The organism is Lampropedia hyalina DSM 16112, assembly GCF_900129055.1.
GTDB classification, from domain to species: domain Bacteria; phylum Pseudomonadota; class Gammaproteobacteria; order Burkholderiales; family Burkholderiaceae_C; genus Lampropedia; species Lampropedia hyalina.
Genome location: NZ_FQUZ01000044.1, coordinates 1,111 through 22,270 on the forward strand (window position 1 = coordinate 1,111; position 21,160 = coordinate 22,270).

Annotated in this window: 17 protein-coding genes and 1 pseudogene; 7 read left to right on the forward strand and 11 right to left on the reverse strand. The window is 62.4% G+C overall.

Translation table 11 applies throughout. From position 1 onward, the window contains the following. From BUE21_RS14730 to glmU, 7 genes and pseudogenes are all read right to left on the reverse strand, one after another. Nucleotides 1–707, reverse strand: a pseudogene (locus BUE21_RS14730) (hypothetical protein); the annotation flags it as partial. A gap of 347 nt (nt 708–1,054) precedes the next feature. Further along, nucleotides 1,055–3,592 (reverse strand): DUF3772 domain-containing protein, encoded by a 2,538-nt coding sequence (locus BUE21_RS13290; protein ID WP_073357136.1) that lies wholly within the window; start codon nt 3,590–3,592, stop codon nt 1,055–1,057. Between the two features lie 77 nt (nt 3,593–3,669). Then, complete coding sequence (locus BUE21_RS13295; RefSeq protein ID WP_073357137.1) at nt 3,670–4,767, reverse strand: DUF1631 family protein; 1,098 nt, start codon at nt 4,765–4,767, stop codon at nt 3,670–3,672. Nucleotides 4,768–4,924: 157 nt separating this feature from the next. Then, on the reverse strand, nt 4,925–6,586 hold the full coding sequence (gene ettA / locus BUE21_RS13300; RefSeq protein ID WP_073357138.1) for an energy-dependent translational throttle protein EttA: 1,662 nt from the start codon (nt 6,584–6,586) through the stop codon (nt 4,925–4,927). 122 nt (nt 6,587–6,708) lie between these two features. Next, nucleotides 6,709–6,972, reverse strand: a complete 264-nt coding sequence (locus BUE21_RS13305; protein WP_073357139.1) for a YfhL family 4Fe-4S dicluster ferredoxin — start codon at nt 6,970–6,972, stop codon at nt 6,709–6,711. Between the two features lie 94 nt (nt 6,973–7,066). Next, nucleotides 7,067–7,957: a 50S ribosomal protein L3 N(5)-glutamine methyltransferase gene (gene prmB, locus BUE21_RS13310; RefSeq protein ID WP_073357140.1), complete on the reverse strand. Its 891-nt coding sequence runs from the start codon at nt 7,955–7,957 to the stop codon at nt 7,067–7,069. Continuing rightward, entirely contained in the window at nt 7,954–9,414 is a 1,461-nt protein-coding gene (gene glmU, locus BUE21_RS13315) for a bifunctional UDP-N-acetylglucosamine diphosphorylase/glucosamine-1-phosphate N-acetyltransferase GlmU (protein WP_073357141.1), read from the reverse strand. The genes prmB and glmU overlap by 4 nt, the downstream gene beginning before the upstream one ends. Before the next feature lie 183 nt (nt 9,415–9,597). Between glmU and BUE21_RS13320 the strand changes: the two genes are divergently transcribed. Further along, entirely contained in the window at nt 9,598–11,316 is a 1,719-nt protein-coding gene (locus BUE21_RS13320) for a GMC family oxidoreductase (protein ID WP_073357142.1), read from the forward strand. 80 nt (nt 11,317–11,396) lie between these two features. Here the strand turns inward: BUE21_RS13320 and BUE21_RS13325 are convergent, their stop codons facing one another. Together BUE21_RS13325 and BUE21_RS13330 are read right to left on the reverse strand one after the other, a co-directional pair. Then, entirely contained in the window at nt 11,397–11,855 is a 459-nt protein-coding gene (locus BUE21_RS13325) for a RidA family protein (protein WP_084523323.1), read from the reverse strand. A 44-nt stretch (nt 11,856–11,899) separates the two neighbouring features. Continuing rightward, a complete protein-coding gene (locus tag BUE21_RS13330; protein ID WP_200796747.1) occupies nt 11,900–13,339 on the reverse strand; it encodes an aminotransferase class V-fold PLP-dependent enzyme in 1,440 nt (479 codons plus the stop codon). A 436-nt stretch (nt 13,340–13,775) separates the two neighbouring features. Between BUE21_RS13330 and BUE21_RS13335 the strand changes: the two genes are divergently transcribed. The 6 genes from BUE21_RS13335 to BUE21_RS13360 all read left to right on the forward strand — a co-directional run bounded on the left by BUE21_RS13335 (nt 13,776) and on the right by BUE21_RS13360 (nt 19,878). Then, nucleotides 13,776–15,188 (forward strand): cache domain-containing protein, encoded by a 1,413-nt coding sequence (locus BUE21_RS13335; protein ID WP_073357144.1) that lies wholly within the window; start codon nt 13,776–13,778, stop codon nt 15,186–15,188. Beyond that, nucleotides 15,185–15,883 carry a response regulator transcription factor gene (locus BUE21_RS13340; RefSeq protein WP_084523317.1) on the forward strand — a complete coding sequence of 233 codons (699 nt, stop codon included), beginning with the start codon at nt 15,185–15,187 and terminating at the stop codon, nt 15,881–15,883. The genes BUE21_RS13335 and BUE21_RS13340 overlap by 4 nt, the downstream gene beginning before the upstream one ends. Before the next feature lie 66 nt (nt 15,884–15,949). After that, the gene (xerD, locus tag BUE21_RS13345) at nt 15,950–16,921 is read left to right on the forward strand and encodes a site-specific tyrosine recombinase XerD (RefSeq protein WP_084523319.1); all 972 of its coding nucleotides are present in this window, start codon (nt 15,950–15,952) and stop codon (nt 16,919–16,921) included. A 39-nt stretch (nt 16,922–16,960) separates the two neighbouring features. Then, a complete protein-coding gene (dapF, locus tag BUE21_RS13350) occupies nt 16,961–17,854 on the forward strand; it encodes a diaminopimelate epimerase (protein WP_073357145.1) in 894 nt (297 codons plus the stop codon). After that, nucleotides 17,851–18,816, forward strand: coding sequence for a DUF484 family protein (locus BUE21_RS13355; RefSeq protein WP_073357146.1), 966 nt, complete (start codon nt 17,851–17,853; stop codon nt 18,814–18,816). The genes dapF and BUE21_RS13355 overlap by 4 nt, the downstream gene beginning before the upstream one ends. Nucleotides 18,817–18,825: 9 nt before the next feature. Next, nucleotides 18,826–19,878, forward strand: coding sequence for a tyrosine recombinase XerC (locus BUE21_RS13360; protein ID WP_084523321.1), 1,053 nt, complete (start codon nt 18,826–18,828; stop codon nt 19,876–19,878). A 1-nt stretch (nt 19,879) separates the two neighbouring features. On the opposite strand, the gene BUE21_RS13365 is transcribed toward BUE21_RS13360, so the two are convergent. Both BUE21_RS13365 and BUE21_RS13370 read right to left on the reverse strand, forming a co-directional pair. Next, a complete protein-coding gene (locus tag BUE21_RS13365; protein WP_073357147.1) occupies nt 19,880–20,623 on the reverse strand; it encodes a tyrosine-protein phosphatase in 744 nt (247 codons plus the stop codon). A 59-nt stretch (nt 20,624–20,682) separates the two neighbouring features. Next, nucleotides 20,683–21,160: RNA-guided endonuclease InsQ/TnpB family protein (locus BUE21_RS13370; RefSeq protein WP_143164542.1), on the reverse strand; the 478-nt coding region annotated here is incomplete at its 5' end.

Genomic DNA, 21,160 nt, shown 5'->3' on the forward strand with positions numbered 1-21,160 from the left:
GTGGGCACAGTGGGTTCTGTGCTGCCGGTGGGCTCGGTGGGCATGGTTGGAACAGTGGGTTCCGTGCTGCCAGTAGGCTCAGTTGGTGTGGTAGGTGTAGTTGGTTGTACCGAGGGCGTGTCGTCATCGTCATCGTCGAAGGCGGATGCGATGGCCGCAGCCGCGCCTATCCCAATCAGTCCTGCCAGTACATAGTCTCCCACGGAGGAGGCGTCGGCAGCACCGGCTGTGTTGCTGACGATGCCTGCTGCTTCGTCATCGTCGTTGAGTGGGGTGATTTCCACATCGCCTACTTCCACATCAATGGCGATGGTGTCGGTGCCGGAGCCATTGTCCCGATAGCCAAAGGTTGCGGCGGTTCCAGGAGCAAATGTGCCAACGAATGCGGTATCGCCGTTGCCTTGCAACAGTACTTGGGCACTGCCGTTTTCAGGGACGACGATCTGGTCACCCGTGAAGACTTGACTGTTGGGCTGGGCCGCAATGCTGGTGCCATTGCGGATGATCTGTACACCTGCGCTGACCTGTGTGAGGACTGCACTGTGAGCGGCTACCAAGTGTTCCGTGGCTGCGCTGCCGGAAGGGGATGCAAGGTCATTTTTATCTGCATCCAACTGCGCAACAGTCTCTCCTTGCGATGTTTCAAGAGATGTAAAAACGTTTTCTTGTGGGGTGGGAACATTCGCTGTGGTTGTTTCGGTGGTCATTTGTTCTGCTCCAGGAAGGACAAAAATTGGGCTTTACCTCGGAGTATAGCCCTGCACCATGTTGATCGCAGGGGAACTTTCGATCAATCACGGAGATTTAATAAGTGTTTTGGCTTGCAAAAGTCTATTTGTATTTATATGAAACATATATTCTTATTTGTCTCATTTATGTTTTTATATGTTTCTGTTTGTGAGGCAGTCATGATGATGCAAACGCACGGTCAAGACACGAATAAATACGATTTGCGTCAAGTCCGGTGATTGGTGGTGGGCCCATCCCCACTGGTGGGATGCGGGCGGCACAACGGGTTTTGCAGAGCGTCTCTGGAACTTGTCTCGGTGCAGGGTCAGTCCAGCGGGTCTGCTGGGCTGGCTGGACTGGTCAGCACCATGGTGGCAGGCGATGATGTGGCAACGCCGGCCTGATTGAGGCGTTGCAGGATGTCGAACAGCAGGGCACTGCGGGTGCGGTAGGCCAGGCGCGGGCTGGCCACGAAACCGGTGGCGTTGAACAGCAGGCCAGAGCTGGTGATGTCGTCCAGATAGACGTTCGGGGCAGGGTTGTCGAGGATGGCTTCTTGTTCGCTGAAGGCTGCCAGGATGATGTTGCGCACGGTTTCGGCAGGGGTGTCCAGTGGCATGGCGAGCTTGATCTGCACGCGCCCCATGGAGTCGGCATAGGTGATGTTGCGCACCATCTTGGTAATGAGTTCCGAGTTGGGCACGATGATGGTGGAGCGGTCGCTCATCTGGATTTCGGTGGCGCGGACGTTGATGCGGCGGATGTCGCCTTCGACACCGCTGAGGGATACCCAGTCGCCCACCTTGACTGGGCGTTCGGCCAGCAGGATGAGACCGGAGACGAAGTTCTGCACGATGGCTTGCAGGCCAAAGCCGATGCCCACCGACAGGGCACTGGCAATCCAGGTGACTTTTTCGAAGCCCACGCCCAGAACCGAGAGCGTGGTGGCAAAGACGGCCACATAGCCAACGTAGCCCGCCACGGTGCTCAGCGATGTTTGTACGCCGCTGTCCAGCCCGGTGGCGGGAAGAAAGCGTTCGGTCAGCCAGCGTCGCACAACCTGAATGAGTGCCGCACCGATCAGGAAAAATGCCAGTGCCTGCACGATGGCAACGGGCCTTATCGATACCTCGCCCCATTGCAGATGGCCTTGCAGGTACTGCATGTGCCCGATGAAGCCCAGGGATTCGCGCCCGAAGGATGCCAGCAGCAGCGTAATGGCCAGCAGGGCGATGCTGGCCTGCGCCAGCCCGGCTCCCAGCACGATCCATTTCTTGAACGGCGATTGGGCGACCAGGGGTGATGCCGCTGCGCCGCCTGGGGATTCAGGCAGGCTGGCGGGCTGTGGAGCCTGTGCCGTGCTGCGGATGAGCAGGGCTGCAATGTCACTGACGGTGGCGGCAAGCAGGTAGGCGGTGCCGATGACGGTGAAAAACCAGATCAGTTGTTGCAGCAGGAACTTGGCGAAGACCACATAGCCCACCAGCAGGGTGCCGAGTGCAAAGGCAAGGCTGCCCCAGAGCAGGGTCTGAATCAGCGTGCGGTTCTGGCGCAACAGGGTGGCCACCCATGTGCCGGTTCCTGCCGGAAGGTTGCCGGGGTTTTTCTCGGTGTCGTGGCCATGCCGGGGTCTGGTATGCCGCAGGGCGAGTGCCAGCACGGCAATCGTGGCCAGGGCATAGAGGCTGTCGGCGAGGATGCTTAGCCCGATGCGGGTGTTGAGCAGTTGGTTGAACTGTTCGGTAAGCCAGTTCAACGCCAGCAACAAGGCAAGCCACAGGGGAATGTGGCGCAGGGCATTGGCCGTGGCACCGGGAATGGGCGCGAGCCGCCAGGACGGGGTGTTGGGGGCCAGCAGGGCACGCCCCAGACCGGTGGTATAGCCACAGTATGCCGCCACGCCCACCAGACCGAGCAGGATGCTGCGCACACTGTCGGGCAACGGAGCCGACCAGCTCAACAGGGTGTAGATGCCGCCGACGATGGCAAAGGGGGTGAGGCTGGCCAGCAGGATTTGTGACCAGGCGTACAGGCAACGCCGCAATCGGCCTGCCGGTACCTTGGCACTGGCCAGCCGCCGCAGGCGGTGGCGCAAGCGGCGATGCAGCACGATGAGGGCCACGGGCCATGCCAGCAGCAGTATCCAGAGAATGAATGGAATGCTGCCCATGCGTGTGCGCAGGTCGCTCCAGAGGGCTTCGCCACGCTGGGTGTCCAGATTGCTGTTTTGCGTGAAGGAGAGCCAGAAACGGCCGGTGAGCAGCGAGGGGCTGCGTTGCCACAGGTGGCTCTGGAACAGTTGGCGGCGTTCGGTGGCGATGGTTTCAAGGGTTTGTTCGGCATCCAGCATGAGCAGGCTGGCGAGGCGATTCTGGGTTTCCATCTGGGCGATGGCCTGGGTGATCTGCTCGCGCTGCTGGGCGACTTCGGTGTTTTCGGGAGAGTCGGAGGGCGTGTCGCCTAGTTCCAGCAGACGGCTTTGCAGGTCGGAGAGGCGGGGGGACAGGCTTTGCGCATAGTCGCGGGCTTGCGCGTGGCTTTGCATGGTCTGCTGACGCAGGCTGTTGAGGCTGTCGTCGCTGAGGGCATCTTCTGCATGGCTGGTGCGGGCGGTCTCCAGCCGTTGTTGCACGGCTTGCAGTGCCTGGCGAGGCTCATGCAATGGGGATTCGTTCGCAGATGCCGCAGTGGTATGGTCGGCAGGGCCAGCAGGGCGATTCTGTGCGTGGGCAGAGGGCCACCAGATGACCGCTGCCAGCAGTATCAGCAAAGTCCATGCGAAGCGCAGTGTCTGGTTGCTGAAGGAGAACTGCTGGGCAAACGGTATCGGGGATGGGGTGGGAACTGCGGGGAGTGTCTGCATCGGATGGCTCAGGAGTGAGGCTCCAGCATAACAGTGCGGGCCTTCGCGTGTGAAGCGAAATCACAGAGGCTTGTGGTTCATGGAGCGGCCGAAGGCTGGAGTTCGTCGTTCTGGAGCAGATGCAGCAGGCGGCGGCGGGTCATGGTCTGGCTGCGTCCGTCTGCCGATGTGAACAAAAAGACGCTTCGGTCATGGCTGTTCCACGACAGGCGCGAAAGCACGGCCCGGCTTCCTGTGCCGATGCGAAACCAGGCTCCCATGCGCAGGGTGTCGGGCAGTTCCGCAGAGGGTGGTGTGCCATGCACCTGTGCCGGGGCATTGAGGGAATATCTGGGGTACGGCAGGGATGGTGGCGAAGCAGGGTTGGGAATGACCGGGGCTGCTCCAGGTACAACAACTGGGGGCAGGGCGGCATGGGTGGTGGGCTGCGGTGGGGAGTTCAGGTACTCGGCCAGCAGGGCCTTGGACCATGGCCAGGTGGGAGGACTTGAACGTGTGTGGGTGCGTGCAGAAGTGGCTGCGGCCAGGGCCGCATCGCATGCCCCGGATTCGGACAGCCGGGTAATGGCACTGCGATAGGTGTGTTCCAGCAGTGGAGTGAGGTCGGCATACATCTGCCGCAACAGCCATTGGCAGACAGCCATGTGTGCCTGGGACTGGCAGACCATTTTCTCCATGGCCAGCAGGTAATGGGAAGGATGCAGGGGATTGTGAATGGAGTGCCAGGGCGACAGACCGTGGGCGGCAGCAATGATGTGTTGCAGATCGCGCAGTGGCAGGTGCAGATGGGTTTCGATCCTTTTGCGCCACTGGGCAAACTCGGCCTGTGCCTGTATGTGCAGGCCATCTCCCCAGTCCAGTGCATCCAGGTCGCTGGCCAATGAATGGTGTGGAGTGGGTGGGGGCAGTGCTGTGGCAGATTGCGAGCATTCTTCCAGCAGGTAGTGGCAGAAGGATTGCTCCCATTCGCTCTGGTGCTGCTCCAGCAACTGCTGGGCTTGCCACCACAGCGTGGGGGCAGCAGTGCCCTGCTGGATCGGGTGAGCAGCACGCTGCTGCGCCAGCCGCTGGTGGGTCTGTTGCAGCAGACGCTGGAGCAGCCGGTTGCTGTCCAGCATGGCGGTGGCTACCGTGCGGGTGATTTCAGTCCAGCAAGCCTCCGAAGCAGTGGTCATAAGCGCGTGTTGAAGGTCTCGGTGCGTGAAGATGGCCGACACAACTGCGACTGCCACACGAAAACCGCAGCACCGATCTGTCTGCGTTCATCAGGGATACCGACTGCTTGCAGGTGCTGGACATGGGCAGCCGGCAGAGAAGGGGCAGACCGATCGGTTACTTCAGGGCCTTGAAGCGCATGCGCTGCGGACGGGCAGCTTCTTCGCCCAGGCGTTTGCGTTTGTCGGCTTCATATTCCTGGTAGTTGCCATCGAAGAACACCCACTGGCTGTCGCCTTCGGCGGCCAGGATGTGGGTGGCAATGCGGTCGAGGAACCAGCGGTCGTGGCTGATGACCAGCACGGTTCCGGCGTATTCCAGCAGGGCATCTTCCAGGGCGCGCAGGGTTTCCACATCCAGGTCGTTGGAGGGTTCGTCCAGCAGCAGCACGTTGCCACCGGCAATCAGGGTCTTGGCCAGGTGCAGGCGACCGCGTTCACCACCGGAGAGGTGACCGACTTTCTTTTGCTGGTCGCCGCCGTTGAAGTTGAAGCGTCCGGCGTAGGCACGGCTGGCCATCTGGAATTTGCCGACGTTGATGATGTCCAGGCCACCGGAGATGTCTTCCCAGACGGTCTTGTCGTCGCTGAGGGCATCGCGGCTCTGATCGACGTAGGCCATCTGCACGGTCGAGCCAATGTCCACTTCGCCGCTGTCGGGCTGTTCGCGCCCGGCAATCAGCTTGAACAGCGTGGATTTACCGGCCCCGTTGGGGCCGATGATGCCGACGATGGCACCGGCCGGGATGTTCATGTTCAGGTTGTCGATGAGCAGGCGGTCGCCGAAGGATTTGCTGACGTTCCTGAATTCGATCACCTTGGTGCCCAGCCGCTCGGCCACTGGGATGAAGATTTCCTGGGTTTCGTTGCGTTTCTGGTATTCGTAGTCGCTCAGCTCCTCGAAGCGGGCAATGCGGGCCTTGCTCTTGGCCTGACGGCCCTTGGCGTTCTGACGCACCCATTCCAGTTCTTTTTTCAGGGCCTTGGCGCGGGCTTCCTCGCCTTTTTGCTCGGCTTCCAGACGGGTTTGCTTCTGGCTCAGCCAGTCGCTGTAGTTGCCCTTGTAGGGGATGCCGTGGCCCCGGTCGAGTTCCAGAATCCACTCGGCGGCATTGTCCAGGAAGTAGCGGTCGTGGGTGATGGCCACCACGGTGCCGGGGTAGCGGTGCAGGAACTGCTCCAGCCAATCGACGCTTTCTGCATCCAGGTGGTTGGTGGGTTCGTCGAGCAGCAGCATGTCGGGCTTGGACAGCAGCAGCTTGCACAGGGCCACGCGGCGTTTTTCACCGCCCGAGAGCTTGCCGATGATGGCTTCCCAGGGCGGCAGGCGCAGGGCATCGGCGGCGATTTCCAGCTGGTGTTCGGAATCGGTGCCCGCCGTGGCAATGATGGCTTCGAGCCTTGCCTGTTCGGCAGCCAGTGCATCGAAATCGGCATCCGGTTCGGCATAGGCGGCATAGACCTTGTCGAGTGCGTCGCGGGCTGCAAAGACTTCGCCCATTGCTTCTTCGACGCTTTCGCGCACGGTCTGGTCAGGGTTGAGTTGCGGCTCCTGTGGCAGATAACCGATTTTCAGGCCCGGCATGGGGATGGCTTCGCCCTCGATTTCCTTGTCCACGCCCGCCATGATCTTCAGCAGGCTGGATTTGCCCGAGCCGTTCAGACCCAGCACGCCGATCTTGGCACCGGGGAAGAAGCTCAGGGAAATGTCTTTCAGAATCTGCCGCTTGGGCGGCACGGTCTTGCTGACACGGTTCATGGAGTAAACGTATTGCGCCATGGTCTCGGTGTTTCTTTCTCAAAAAGGGGAATCGAAGCGGACGGATGCGGCTGCATCCCGGACACGGGGATTATCCGTGCAAACACAGCCGATTGGGCTGTCAGGGGGATGTGATGGGCGTTTCAGTGCGCCACGCTTTGGGCGTTCTGGAGTCGCTGGAATTTCTGCCAGAGGGTTTCGCGGCTTTCCACATGCTCCGGGTGAGTGGGGATGCAGGCCACGGGGCAGATTTCCACGCACTGCGGGGTGTCGAAATGCCCTACGCATTCGGTGCAGCGGTCGGGTTCGATCTGGTAGTACAGCTCCCCCATGGAAATGGCATCGTTGGGGCACTCTGGCTCGCAGACGTCGCAGTTGATACATTCGTCGGTAATCATCAGGGCCATGGCAGTCTCCGCAGCAGGTTTCTCCCTGCATTATGCGCAATTGCAGCACGGGCTTCGTTTGCCTTGCCTAAAGTCCATGCGTGCGGGGCAGGGTTCAGTGGTGGCGCAAATCACCTGCCTCGATCAGCAGCACCTGGCTGTCGCCTGCCGAGGTGTCCAGCCAGGTAACGGGCAGGGTGGGGAAGGCGGCCTCGAAAAAGGCGCGTTCGTGGCCAATTTCCAGTACGACGATGGCCTGCTCGTTCAGGTGCTCGGGCAGGTGCTGGAACAGTTGCCGGATGAAGTCCATGCCGTCGCTGCCGCCCGCCAGTGCCAGGCTGGGTTCGGCGCGGTATTCGGCGGGCAGGCTGGCCATGCTCTGTGCGTTCACATAGGGTGGGTTGCACAGCACCAGGTCGTAGCGTTGCCCCTGAAGCTGGTTCAGGCCGTCGGATTCGATCAGCCGGACGCGCTGCTGCAAGCCGTGGCGTTCGCGGTTGATGGTGGCCACGGCCAGTGCGTCGGGGCTGATGTCGGCGGCATCCACCTGCACGTCTGGCCAGGCCAGTGCCGCCAGAATCGCCAGACTGCCGTTGCCGGTACACAGGTCCAGTACCCGCTGGGTGTGCGTGCCCAGCCAGACATCGAGGGTGGCATCGGCGATCAGCTCGGCAATCAGGCTGCGTGGCACGATGCTGCGCTCGTCCACATAAAAGGGCACGCCCTGCAACCAGGCTTCCTGCGTGAGGTAGGCGGCGGGCTTGCGCGTGGTGATGCGCTGTGCGATCAATTCCTGCACGGCCTGCACTTGGGCGGGGGAGGGTGGTGTGTGGCTGGCGGTGTCGTCCAGATCGGTATCCAGCGGCAGGCCCAGTTGCCACAGCACCAGCCAGGCGGCTTCGTCGAAGGCGTTGCTGGTGCCGTGGCCGAAGTGCAGCCCGGCGGCATCGAGTTGCCGGGCACTGGCTTGCACCAGTTCCAGCAGGGGGGATGGGGTGGAAGTCATGGCTTCTTGGCAGGGCGTTGCCAGTGGGCCACCGAGATGGCCTTGGCGCGGGTGACGGTGAGGGACTGGGGGGCCGTGTCCCTGGAGACGGTGGAGCCAGCCCCCACGGTGCCGCCTGCGCCGATGGTGACGGGGGCGACCAGCACGCAGTTGCTGCCAATGTGTGCATCGGCTTCGATGACGGTGCGGTGCTTGTTCGCGCCGTCGTAGTTGGCGGTGATGCTGCCCGCGCCGTAATTGACGCGCTCGCCCACGCTGGCATCGCCCAGATAGGCGAGGTGGTTGGCCTTGGAGCCATCGGCCATCTGCGAATTCTTCACTTCCACGAAGTTGCCAATGTGGACGGCATTGCCCAGTTGCGCGCCGGGGCGCAGCCGCGCGAACGGGCCGATCAGCGCGTCTTCGCCTACTGTGACACCGGCTTTTTCGCCGTCGATGTGCGAATAGGGGTGGATTACGCTGTCTGCGCCGATGCGGGCATTGCTGATGTGGCAGTACGCGCCGATGCGCACGCCATCGGCCAGTTCCACGGTGCCGCTGAAGATGCAGCCCACGTCGATTTCCACGTCCTTGCCACACTGCAACTGCCCGGCCTGGGCTGCTTGCGGGGCAGAGCGCAGGTCGAAGCGTGCCGGGTCGGCCAGCCGCACACCGGCCTGCATCAGCCGCTGGGCCTGCAAGTGCTGGTACTGGCGTTCCAGCGCGGCCAGTTGCGTGGGGGTGTTGATGCCGGCCACCTGCCATTCCTCGCTGGCATTCAGGCAGTGCGCCTGCACGGCCACGCCATCTGCACGCGCCAGTGCGATCAGGTCGGTCAGGTACAACTCGCCCTGGGCGTTGTGGTTGTCCAGGCGTTGCAGCCAGGGCTTGAGAAGCCGCGCGGGCATGGCCATGATGCCGCTGTTGATTTCGCGGATCTGCCGTTGCGCTTCGCTGGCATCTTTCTGCTCGACGATGGCCTCTACCTGCCCCTGGCCATCGCGCACGATGCGGCCATAGCCGAAGGGGTCGTCCAGGTGGATGGTCAGCAGACTCAGGCACTGGTTGTGGCAGGCGTGCAGCACTTGCCGCAGGGTGTCGGCCTGCACCAGTGGCACGTCTCCGAACAGCACCAGCACGGTGTGTTCATCGGGCAGCAGCGGCACGGCCTGCTGCACGGCATGGCCGGTGCCGTTCTGCGGCTCCTGCAAGGCGAAATGCACCGGCATGGCGGGCAGCAGCGTGGGTGCGGCTTCCTGTACCCGGCCTTGCACCTGTGCGGCTTCGTGGCCGGTGATGGCGATCACCTGCTCGGGGTGCAGCGCGGCTGCGGTTTCCAGCACATGAAACAGCAGCGGGCGACCGGCCAGCTTTTGCAGCACCTTGGAATGGCGGCTGTGCATGCGCGTGCCCTTGCCCGCTGCCAACACGACGACGGACAGCGGGGAGGAAAAATCGGAGGACGGGGCAGTGGCCATGGGGAAAGAAAAGATCGTGAGAGATAGAAAAACCCTGCGATTATGAACTGGATTGGCTGGAGTGCCGTGGATGGGCTGAAGGGGGCGGTCAGGGCATGCAAGGGAAAACCCTTGGTAAACAATTGGCATTTGCGTTTCAGAATGCTGCGCCATTGGGTTATGGCGTGAACGGATTTTTCTCTTATGGGCACACAGGCCGACGAGCAGTTTGACTACATCATCATTGGCGCGGGCACGGCGGGGGCCTTGCTGGCCAACCGGCTCAGTGCCCCGCCAGATTGCCGCGTGCTGCTGATCGAGGCGGGCGGGCGCGACAACTACCACTGGATTCACATTCCGGTGGGCTATCTGCACTGCATTGGCAATCCGCGCACCGACTGGCTCTACCAGACCGAGCCGGATGCGGGCTTGAATGGCCGTCGCCTGCGTTACCCGCGTGGCAAGACCCTGGGGGGATGCAGCAGCATCAACGGCATGATCTATATGCGCGGGCAGTCGCGCGACTACGATGGCTGGGCGCAGTTGCTGGGCGACGACCGCTGGCGGTGGGAGCAGGTGCTGCCATATTTTCGTCGCCATGAAAATCACTGGCGGCTCGATGCCATGCACCAGGCACAGGCCCCGGCGGATTTTGCCCTCTGGCACGGGCATCCGCGCCTGGGCAGCAGCGGCGAGTGGCGCGTGGAGCAGCAGCGTCTGCGCTGGGACATTCTGGAGGCTTTCGCCCTGGCGGCACAGCAGGCGGGCATTCCGTCCAGTGACGATTTCAACACCGGCAACAACGAAGGCGTGGGCTTTTTTGAAGTGAACCAGCGCGGCGGCTGGCGGTGGAATACCAGCAAGGCGTTTCTGCGCCCGGTGCGGCAGCGTCCGAACCTGACGGTGTGGACACAGGCGCAGGCACGCAGGCTGCTGTTCGAGGCATCTCCCGCGCAGGTGTCCCGCTGCGTGGGCGTGCAGGTGCGCCGACGGGTGCGTGGCTGGTGGGGCGGTGCCATGTCCGTCGAAGACGTGCAGGTGCGTGCCCGGCGGGAGGTGATCTGCGCCGCCGGAGCCATCAATACGCCCGTGCTGCTGCACAGTTCCGGCATCGGTGCGGGCGATTACTTGCAGCAACTGCACATTCCGGTACTGCACCATCTGCCGGGGGTAGGGCAGAACCTGCAAGACCATTTGCAGATTCGCGCGGTCTATCGGGTGCAGAACGTGCCCACGCTCAATGGTCTGGTGCAAAGCCGCTGGGGGCGGGGGCGCATCGGGCTGGAATACCTGCTGCACCGACGCGGGCCGATGAGCATGGCTCCCTCACAGTTGGGGGCGTTCACGCGCAGTTCGCCAGCCTACGACTGGCCGAATGTGCAATACCACGTCCAGCCTTTGTCGCTGGATGCCTTTGGCGAGCCGCTGCATGCCTTCGATGCCTTCACCGCCAGCGTCTGCAACCTCAACCCCGGCAGCCGGGGCACGGTCACGCTGAAGCAACCGCCCACCGACAGCCAGGATGCGATGGTCGCCATCTCGCCCAACTACCTCAGCACCGAGGAAGACCGCCAGGTGGCCGCCGATTCGCTGCGTCTGACGCGGCGCATTGTCGCGCAACCGGCCTTGCAGGCGTATCGGCCCGAGGAGTTTCGGCCCGGCGTGCAACACCAGAGCGATGCCGAACTGGCACGGCTGGCGGGCGATATTGCCACCACCATCTTCCACCCGGTGGGCACCGCCAGGATGGGACACGACCACGACCCGATGGCGGTGCTCGATGCCCAGATGCGTGTGCGTGGCCTGCACGGCCTGCGTGTGGTCGATGCCAGTGCCATGCCCACCATCACCAGCGGCAACACCAATTCACCGACCTTGATGATGGCGGAAAAAGCCGCCGAGTGGATACTGCGCGGCGGCTGAAAAACGGGGGACGGTGATTGAACTGCATGCGGCGGGCTGTGTCATTCATGCCCGCCGCATACTTGATGAGCCAGCAGCAGTCAGGGCTTGACGGCAATCGCGCCGATTTCCACCGATACGTCACGCGGCAGGCGGGCTACCTGCACGGTGGCACGGGCGGGCGGATTGGCCGGAAAGAAGCCCGCATAGACATCATTCATCTTGCCGAACTCGTTGAGGTCCTTCATGTACACGGTGGTGGAGACGATGTGCCCCATCGTCATGCCATTGGCGGCCAGCACGGCTTGCAGGTTCTCCAGCACCAGCTTGGTTTGTGCTTCCACTGGGGCATCCTTTTTCAGTTCGCCGCTCTTGGGGTCGATGGGAATCTGTCCGGAAAGGTACAGCACATTGCCTGCGCGAATGGCCTGGGAGTAAGGGCCGATGGCCTTGGGCGCATCGTCAGAGGCGACGACCTCGATGCCTGTCACCTGGGCCTGGGCTGCGGCCATGCAGCAGACGCTCAATGCCACTGCGCCGAAAAGGGAGGAGATGTTCATGATGGTTCCTTTGAAGTGCAATCGTCAGAAAAAGACAGGGGGAATCAGGCCATGCGACCGGACAGGCTCCACATGGCTTCCACCAGGCGGTCGATGTCCTCTGCGTCGTGCCACAGGTGGGTGGAGATGCGCACCCCGTAGTGGTTGGAGGCACTGCCTGGCACGGCAAAGCCGACGTTGCGGATCACGAAGCCCGCCTCGTTCTGCATATTGCTCACGAACTGGGTCGATTTCTCGTTGCTCGTGATGTCCGCTTTGTTGCGGAACGGATTGAAGCTGGTCAGCGCGGACAGCAGCTTGGGGTCGTCCTTGGGGGCGTACAGCGAGTCCACGCCCCAGCGTTCGACGATGCGCTCCTTCAGGTACGAGGCCAGCGTCAGGTCGTAGGTCTCGATTTTCTTGCGGCCAATGGAATCCCACAGTTCACAGGCTTTTGCCAGCGACTTGAACATGGGCGTGTGGACACTGCCGCAGGCGGTGACGCTGGCGGCCACGTCGTAGGCGGCAGTGCTGCTGCTGGTGCGCTCCAGCGTCGAATACGAGCTGGTGTGAATCGGAAACCACTTGGGCAGCGGCAGTGGGTTGGATGAGCGAATCTTGTTGCGGATGATGAGGATGCCGGTGGAGCCGGGGCCGCATTGCCACTTGTGGCCTGCGCCGGACATGAAGTCCATGCCCAGTGCGCCGTAGTCGTAGGCCATCATGCCGGGCAGGTGCGCACCGTCCACGATGCTGATGAGGCCATGCGTCTTCACCACTTCCATCAGTTCGGCAATCGGCAGCATCGTGCCGGTGGTGTAGGTGGGGGCCGACCACATCATGGCACGCACGTTCTTGCCCTGTGCCTTGAGGGTGCGCACGCGGTCGTCGAACAGGTTCTGGTAGGTGGCCACGCTCTGGTTGTTGCCCACTGGCATTTCCACGCGGGCAATTTCGATGCCGTAGCGGTCGCGGGCAATGTTCAGTGGGGTGTTGCCACCGCCGTGTTCGTGGTTGGTGGTCACGATCACGTCGCCGGGCTTCCAGTCGATGCCCAGAATGGCATGGCACATGCCCGACGAGGTGTTGGCAGAGAAAGCCAGTTCGTCGCTGTCCACACCAAAGCCAGCGGCCACCTGGGTGCGCAGGTCGGCCAGGTTGCTGTAGCCACTGCCTGAGTCCTGCGCCTTGAGCAGGTTTTCCTCGGCGAACATATCAAGCACAGCCTGCGGCATGGAGCCTGCCGTGCCGATGTTCATATAGGTCTTGTCGGAGCGCAGTACGAACATTTTTTCGACGTTCGTCCAGAAAGCCTCGTCCTGCACCAGTTGCGCCCGCAATTGTTCGGCGGTGGTCTGGCCGGATGCGTCGCCACAGGCGGTCAGTACCGGAGCCAGTGCCACCGCGCCTGCGCCATAGCCCAGCATGCGCAGAAAGTCGCGGCGTTTGCTGCTCCATTTTTCCATGTGCAGCGATTCCACGCCCTGCATGGAATCATTTTTCATACCTGTTTCACCAATGGTTTTCATATAAGCCTCGCCAAAAAAGAGGAATCAATCGGAAATCGGCTGTTGAAACAATTTTTCTTGCCGTGGCCTGATTATAGGAGTGTGAATATTCAGGGTGAAAAACTCTTTTCCCCTAGGTATGGCTACGCAGAAAATACCGATATTCTGAATAATGCACAGAAATAATACGAAAGCGCACCATTTGCGGGATGGATGCACCAAAAGCATGCAGGGTGCTTGTGGGTGTGCCATCGAATTCTGTGTCAAATGCAATTGATTTTCATGAATAAATTGGTTTTTCTGAATGTGGCAAGGTGCATCGTCAGACGAAGCAAATGAACCCGGATAGATGTGGCATGGCATTTGCTTATAAATATCTATTTATATTGAAAATAGTGAAGCACATATTATTTTCTGAAATCGAGGTGCCACGATGAAAATCAAACTGGGTTTGCTGTCCGGCATATTGATGCTGGCTGCATTGGTGCTGGTATTGTGGACGGTGCAATACCAGACGCTGAAATACTCCTCGGAAGAACGCGCTTTGATTCAAAGCCTCTATGCCAAAAGCAAAGAGGAAGAATTGCGCCAATATGTGCAGATCGCCAAAGCCACCGTGGTGCGGCTGGCGGTGACACCAGGCGATCCCCAGTCATTGCAGCGGCAGGCGCTGGCCTTGCTGTCGCAAATGAACTTTGGCAACGATGGCTACTTTTTTGTCTATGACGGCAGCGGTCGCATCCTGCTCGATCCGGGGCAGATGCAGATGCCGGGCGTGGACTTCTGCGAGCCTGACCAACCCAATGGGGCCTTGCAGGCTGGCATGCTGCTGACCACCGCCCGCAGCGGTGGCGGCTTTGTGCGCTACGACTGGCAGAAACCCTCATCCAAGGTCAATGCCCCCAAGCTGTCGTATGTAACCCAGGTGGGTCAGTGGGGCTGGATTCTCGGGGCAGGCATTTACCTGGACGATGTGAATGCCACGATGGCGCAGATCGACCAGCTTGCACGCCAGAACATTGCCGAAACCCAGCGCGGTATTTCCTGGATTGCCGCCGCCGCCATCCTGCTGATTGGCATGGGCGGCATGGCCATGTACCTGTGGCAGGAGCGCAGCAGCAACCGCCGGTTGCGCCAGTTGGGGTCCCGGCTGGTATCGTCCCAGGACGATGAGCGGGCGCGGGTCGCGCAGGAACTGCACGATGGTGTCATGCAGGTGATGGTGTCGTCCAAGTTCCTGCTGGAAGCAGCACAGTCACAGCTTCCTCCGGCCACTGGCGACATGCAGGCTGCTGCATGGGGTACTGCGGCCGCCACGCCACAGAACCTGCTCGACCAGGGGCTGAAGCGGCTGGCCGAAGCCATGAGCGAAATGCGCCGCGTGGCACATGGCATGCGCCCGGCCGTGCTCGATGGGCTGAGCCTGCCTGCCGCACTGGGGGTATTGATCGAGCAGTTGCAGCACGAATGCCCGTTCGCGCTGGAGCTGGCGCAGTCGGGCCGCCCGGTGGAGTTGCCTGCCGAATATGGCATCACGCTGTTTCGCATCACCCAGGAAGCGGTGGGCAATGCCCGCAAACATGCTGCGCCGTCACGGGTGCGCGTCTCGCTGCATTTCGATGCCACGCTGGTGCGCCTGAGAGTGCTGGACAATGGCCGGGGCTTTGACGCACAGCAAACATCGCAGGGGCTGGGCCTGAGAAGCATGTGCGAGCGTGTGAACCACATTGGTGGCCGCTTCACGCTCCATTCGGGCGGCTATGGAACCCAGATCGAGGTGGAACTGCCTTACCCGTATGAGCTGCACCGACACGATTCCCAACGCACCCACACAAACACGCCATGAACCCCTCTGATGTCCCCTCTGACAACCCGCCCGGCAACACCCCGATGCGCATCATGCTGGTGGACGACCATCCATTGGTGCGTGATGGCATCCGCCTGCGTTTGCAGGCCATGCCGCATCTGCATCTGGACGTGGTGGCAGAGGCTGCCAGTGCCGAGGATGCGCTGGAGCAATTGCGGCAACCCGGCGCAACCATACCGGATGTGGTGATTTCCGATGTGCGCATGAGCGGCAGCAGCGGGCTGGAACTGGCAGCCACGCTGGCGCGCCTCCACTCTGGTGTGCGGGTGTTGATTCTGTCGATGGTGCACGATACCGAATTCGTCAGCCGGGCCTTCGCGCTGGGCGTGGCCGCGTATGTCGGCAAGGATGCTCCGGCAGGCGATTTGCTCCACGCTCTCACGGCCCTGCGCGAAGGCCGTCGCTATACCAGCACCAGCCTCGATGCGCGTTTGCACCAGCACCAGCTCAGCACCCGGATTCCGTCGGCATTGACCAGCCGGGAGGCCGATGTACTGCGCCTGGTCGCACAGGGCAAGACCAGCAAAGCGATTGCCGAGGCCCTGCACATGTCGGTGCGCACCGTGGAGACGCACCGCCTGAGCCTGAGGCGCAAGCTGCGGCTGGACAACTCCGCCACACTGGCACAATACGCCACCGAACTGACGGAACTCGCCCTGCTGGCACGGCATTGACCCCCGCTGCCCACTCGCGTTGCAGGCATGGGACAATCCGGCCCATTGCCGTTTTCCGATGGATGTATGCCCCAGCCTCCCCAGTCCGTATTTTCCAGCCCCGCATGGCCTGTCGGCTCCGCGCCTGCCGAGCCGCTGGCGGCCATACACCGTGAATGGATCGATCACTTCATCGACAGCCTCTGGCTGCAAGACGGACTCTCGCAGAACACCCTGCAAGCCTACCGCAAGGACCTGGAGATGCTGGCGCGCTGGCTGCAAGCCGACCCGGCCCTGCCGGAAACCCTGCTGGGCGTACAGCCCGAGCATTTGCAGGATTACTTCCAGCACCGCCACAGCAGCACCAAGGCGACCACGGCCAACCGCCGTTTGACGGTGTTCAGGCGATTCTTTCGCTGGGCGCACCGTGAAGGGCACATGGCCCACGACCCCACGGCACGCTTCTTCCCCGCCCGCCAGCCGCCACGCGCCATCCGCACCCTCAGCGAAGCCCAGGTGGAAGCCTTGCTGTGCGCCCCCGACGATGCCACGCCGCTGGGGCTGCGCGACCGCGCCATGCTGGAGCTGATCTACGCCAGCGGCCTGCGCGTGAGCGAACTGGTGGGCCTCAAGACCTACCATATCCGTATGGCCGAAGGCGTGCTGCAAGTCACCGGCAAGGGCGGCAAGGAACGGCTGGTCCCTTTCGGCGAGGTGGCGCGCGACTGGCTGCGCCGTTACGCGCAGGAAGCCCGTGCGGGCATTCTGGACGGGCAGGTGAGCGATGACTTTTTCGTCACTGCACGCGGGCATGGCATGGGGCGCATCATGTTCTGGATACTGGTGAAAAAATACGCCTTGCAGGCCGGTATCGACCAGCCGCTGTCTCCGCACACTCTGCGCCACGCCTTCGCGACCCATCTGCTCAACCACGGCGCGGACTTGCGGGCCGTGCAGATGCTGCTGGGGCACAGCGACATCTCCACCACCACCATCTACACGCATGTGGCCCGCGAGCGGCTCAAGGCCCTCCATGCCCAGCACCATCCGCGTGGATAATCCGCGCTACCTTCTGAATTTTGCAACCGACACACCACCATGCACATTCGTTTCACCAAAATGCAGGGCGCAGGCAATGACTTTGTCGTGCTGGACGAAACCGGCTCCGAACTGGGGCTGCAAGCCGCCCACTACCGCTATCTGGCCGACCGCCATTTCGGCGTGGGAGCCGACCAGATACTCACGGTGCGCAAGCCCCCGGCCGCGCACGCGGGTGAGGTCGATTTTGAATACATCATCCACAACGCCGATGGCTCCGAAGTGGAGCAGTGCGGCAATGGCGCGCGCTGCTTTGCCCGCTATGTGTACGACAAGGGCCTGACCGACCAGACCACCATCCGCGTGCTCACCCGCGCAGGCATCATCACCCCCCGGCTCACCCCGGATGGGCGCGTGACCGTGAACATGGGCAAGCCGCGCTGGCAGCCTGCGGACATTCCGTTCGACCCTGCCGGGCTGGAATCGGAATCCAGCGGCCAGACACACCGCTGGAGCCTGCCCTTGCCCGCCACGGCAAGCACACCGGCGCACAGCGTGTGGATCGTCGCCGTTTCGATGGGCAACCCCCATGCCGTACAGCAGGTGGCATCGGTGGAACACGCACCAGTGGCGCAGACCGGCGCACTCATCGAGCACAGCCCGCATTTTCCGCAGCGCGTCAATGCCGGGTATATGGAAATCGTCGCACGCGACCAGATTCGGCTGCGTGTGTACGAGCGTGGCGCGGGCGAGACACTGGCCTGCGGCACGGGAGCGTGTGCGGCCGTGGTCAGTGGCATTGCCCAGGGATTGTTGGATTCACGCGTCAATGTCGCTACGCGCGGCGGCAGGCTCACCATAGAATGGGCTGGCGGTGCGCAGCACGATGTTTTCATGACAGGGCCTGCCGACACCGTTTTTGAAGGACATCTGGAACTGCCCGACGAACCATGACAACAACAAACACACTCCAACAAGCGGGATTCACCACCGAGGAAGACATTGCCAGCTACCTGATCAGCACCCCGGAATTCTTCGAGCGTTTCGCCGAAGTGCTGGCCTCCGTACAGCTCATCAACCCACAGGCCAGCACCGCCGTGAGCTTGCAGGAGCGTCAGGTCGGCATCCTGCGCGAAAAGGTCAAGAAGCTCGAAGCCGCCATCGTCGAGATGATGGGCTATGGCAGCGAGAACGCGCAGATCATCAAGAAAGTGTATGGCTGGACGTGCGCACTGATCCAGATTCGCCATGCTGCCGATCTGCCATCGGCCATCGTCAGCGGCCTGCAACAGCAATTCGACGTGCCCCAGGTGTTTCTGCACCTGTGGGATGTCGATGCCCTCTATGCCGACCTGCCCGAAGCCCAGAACGTGCCGCTGGCTGCCCAGCAGTACGCCCAGACTCTGGAGCAGCCCTATTGCGGCCTGCGCGGCGGCATCGAAGGTTTGCAGGGGCTGGCAGGCGAGGGCGCGGACATTGCCGGGGTGCAATCGCTGGCCGTTCTGCCGCTGCGCTACGGCTCGCTGGAGGACTTGGGCCGCACCTTTGGCTATGTGGTGCTGGCCTCGCCCGACGCACACCGCTACACCCCGGACATGCGCACCGAGCTGCTGGTGCGGCTGGCCGAACTCTCCAGCGCGGCCTTGCAGCGACTGCTGCCCCCGCAATGGCTGGAAGAAGCCGAGCGGCAACGCCAGCAATCGCTGTTGGCACAAGGCCTGGAAGCCGAAGCCGCCGAAGCCGTGGGAGATGCCGTGGCCCACGCCGCCCATGAGGAGGCCACCCAGCCTGCCAGCCCTGCGGCCACCGATACCGCTCCCGCAGAGCCGCAACCCGATCCTGCACCATGCTCTGACACCCCGACAGAACGCCTGCCAGGCCAGACCGCAGCAGCCATTCCTTCGGCAGGAAGCTGAGCCAACGCCGTGGCCTTGTCGTCCTCTGCCGCCGTACAGGCTTATCTGCGCCATGTGGCGGTGGAGAAACGGCTGGCCGAACGCACACTGGCCCTCTACACCGAAGACTTGCGGAAGTTGCAGCAGTTGGGCCAGGCCGTCGGGCTGGACGTATTGCAGCTCCAGAGCAGCCATATCCGTCGGCAGGTGGCGCAGATGCGCAGCCAGGGGCGCAGTGGCCGGGGCATCGCGCTGATTCTGAGCGGCTGGCGCGGTTTCTACCATTGGGCCGTGCACCAGGGGCTGGTAAAGACCAACCCCGTGGTGGACGTGCGCGCACCCCGCTCACCGCGTCCGCTGCCCAAGGCACTTGCAGCGGATGAGGCCGTGCAACTGGCGGCCTTTCGTGCTCCTGTGGCCACCGAGCCTGCCTCCACGCCCTCCCGCAGTCTGGAGCAGGACTGGCTGGAGCAGCGCGATGCCGCCATGACGGAACTACTCTACAGCAGCGGTCTGCGCGTGGCCGAACTGGTGGGGCTGGACATGCGCTCCAGTGCCGCCGGTGAGCGTGCCGGACGCGGCTGGGTGGACTGGCAGGAGGCCGAAGTACACGTCTGCGGCAAGGGCCAGAAACGCCGCAGTGTGCCGGTGGGTGCACCGGCCATGCAGGCACTGCGCACCTGGATGGAATACCGCCCACAATTGCCGCGCAAGCCAAGTCAGGAACTGTTGCCCGACGATGCCATCGCCCTGTTCGTGGGGCGCGATGGCCAGCGTCTCAGCACCCAGAGTGCCTGGTCGCGCCTGCGCCAGCGCAGCCAGCAGGCCGGGCTGGCCACGCCCGTGCACCCGCACATGCTGCGCCACTCATTCGCCAGCCATCTGCTGCAATCGAGCAGCAACTTGCGTGCCGTGCAGGAGTTGCTGGGGCACACCAGCATCACCACCACACAGGTTTACACCCGGCTGGACTTCCAGCATCTGGCACAGGTCTATGATGCCGCCCATCCGCGTGCCCACCGCCCCGGAGCAGCACCGGCAGCCCGCGCCGGCAACGAGGCAGACCCGTCCGACCCGGAGTGATTCAGGTCAGGTACAGCGACCGCAGTTGCTCGCGCTCGGCATCACCGATGCCCAGGGCATCACGCAGATAGCCGTCCACACTGCCGTAGTGCGCCTGCATGGTCTGGTAGGCGCGGTTCAGAAAATCCGGGTGTACCCGCCACAGCACTTGCAGGGCATCGGGGGGCAGCAGCAGGCGCGACTGGATCGGGTGGCGGTACAGGGCATTGGTCAGCAGATAGTCCTGCATGATGTCCTCGCGCGACACCCCCAGCACTTCCAGCAGCAATGCGGCCGCAAAACCGGTGCGATCCTTGCCCGCTGTGCAGTGGAACACCAGCGGTGCGGGCCGCTCCAGCAGCAGGCGCAGAAAACCGGAGAACTGCGGCTGGTTGTGCAGCACGAACGCGGCATAGGTGTCTTCCATCAGGTGGTGGGTCTGCGCTGCTGTCAGGGTTTCACCCGCATCCAGTAAATCCCTGGCACGCTGCACCACCTGCGGCTCCACCGGCAGGGCAATCTGCTCCAGATCGGGAAGCGAGTAGCCTTGTGCCTGCCGCTCGGCATCGCCCCGGAAATCCACTGCATAGCGGATATGGAGCGCGTGAAAGTCCGCCAGATCACCCGGCTGCAAGGCCGCCAGATGGTCGGAGCGAAACAGGCTGCGCCACTTCACCGTCTGCCCGGCATGCCCGGTGTAGCCACCCAGATCGCGGAAATTGCTGGTCTCGGGCAGGGGCAGGGAGCGGGTGAATGGTGGTTTCATAGGCAGTGACTGCGAGTGGATGATGGAGAGACAGCCCAAAGTTTGACATCCTCCCCTGCCTAAAGGCAGGAGATTCCTCCTGCGAGACGCTCATGTCCGAGCGCGAGAATGTTGCGCGCAGCGTTCACGTCGCGGTCGTGTACCGCCCCACATTCGCTGCACGTCCATTCTCTTATTCCAAGACCTGCGATACCTTTGGGCCTCGACTGTGGCAACGCGCCACAAGCCGAGCAGGTCTGGGTCGAATACGCTTCGTTCACTTCCTCAAAAACCACTCCGGCCTGATGGCACTTGTATTCCAAAGCGGTTTTCAACGATGACCAGCTCGCGTCCAGCGTAGACTTGGCCATCCTGGTTTTGACCAGCTTCACGCTGGCCACGTCGCCCACGAAGATGGCGGCGTTGTTCTTCACAAGGTTCGTTGTGAACTGGTGGATCGCATCTTTTCGGCGGTTGGCTATTTTTGCGTGAATCGCCCTGACGCGCTTTTTCTTGTGCGCCCGTTGCGCCACGGCAAGCTGTGGCTCCAGTTCCCGA

Coding starts and splice junctions, on each gene's coding strand:
- BUE21_RS13290 (WP_073357136.1), bottom strand. CDS start 3,592: ATGCAGACACTCCCCGCAGTTCCCACCCCATCCCCGATACCGTTTGCC.
- dapF (WP_073357145.1), top strand. CDS start 16,961: ATGCACATTCGTTTCACCAAAATGCAGGGCGCAGGCAATGACTTTGTC.
- ettA (WP_073357138.1), bottom strand. CDS start 6,586: ATGGCGCAATACGTTTACTCCATGAACCGTGTCAGCAAGACCGTGCCG.
- BUE21_RS13340 (WP_084523317.1), top strand. CDS start 15,185: ATGAACCCCTCTGATGTCCCCTCTGACAACCCGCCCGGCAACACCCCG.
- BUE21_RS13320 (WP_073357142.1), top strand. CDS start 9,598: ATGGGCACACAGGCCGACGAGCAGTTTGACTACATCATCATTGGCGCG.
- BUE21_RS13335 (WP_073357144.1), top strand. CDS start 13,776: ATGAAAATCAAACTGGGTTTGCTGTCCGGCATATTGATGCTGGCTGCA.
- glmU (WP_073357141.1), bottom strand. CDS start 9,414: ATGGCCACTGCCCCGTCCTCCGATTTTTCCTCCCCGCTGTCCGTCGTC.
- xerD (WP_084523319.1), top strand. CDS start 15,950: ATGCCCCAGCCTCCCCAGTCCGTATTTTCCAGCCCCGCATGGCCTGTC.
- prmB (WP_073357140.1), bottom strand. CDS start 7,957: ATGACTTCCACCCCATCCCCCCTGCTGGAACTGGTGCAAGCCAGTGCC.
- BUE21_RS13355 (WP_073357146.1), top strand. CDS start 17,851: ATGACAACAACAAACACACTCCAACAAGCGGGATTCACCACCGAGGAA.
- BUE21_RS13330 (WP_200796747.1), bottom strand. CDS start 13,339: ATGAAAAATGATTCCATGCAGGGCGTGGAATCGCTGCACATGGAAAAA.
- BUE21_RS13325 (WP_084523323.1), bottom strand. CDS start 11,855: ATGAACATCTCCTCCCTTTTCGGCGCAGTGGCATTGAGCGTCTGCTGC.
- BUE21_RS13305 (WP_073357139.1), bottom strand. CDS start 6,972: ATGGCCCTGATGATTACCGACGAATGTATCAACTGCGACGTCTGCGAG.
- BUE21_RS13295 (WP_073357137.1), bottom strand. CDS start 4,767: ATGACCACTGCTTCGGAGGCTTGCTGGACTGAAATCACCCGCACGGTA.
- BUE21_RS13365 (WP_073357147.1), bottom strand. CDS start 20,623: ATGAAACCACCATTCACCCGCTCCCTGCCCCTGCCCGAGACCAGCAAT.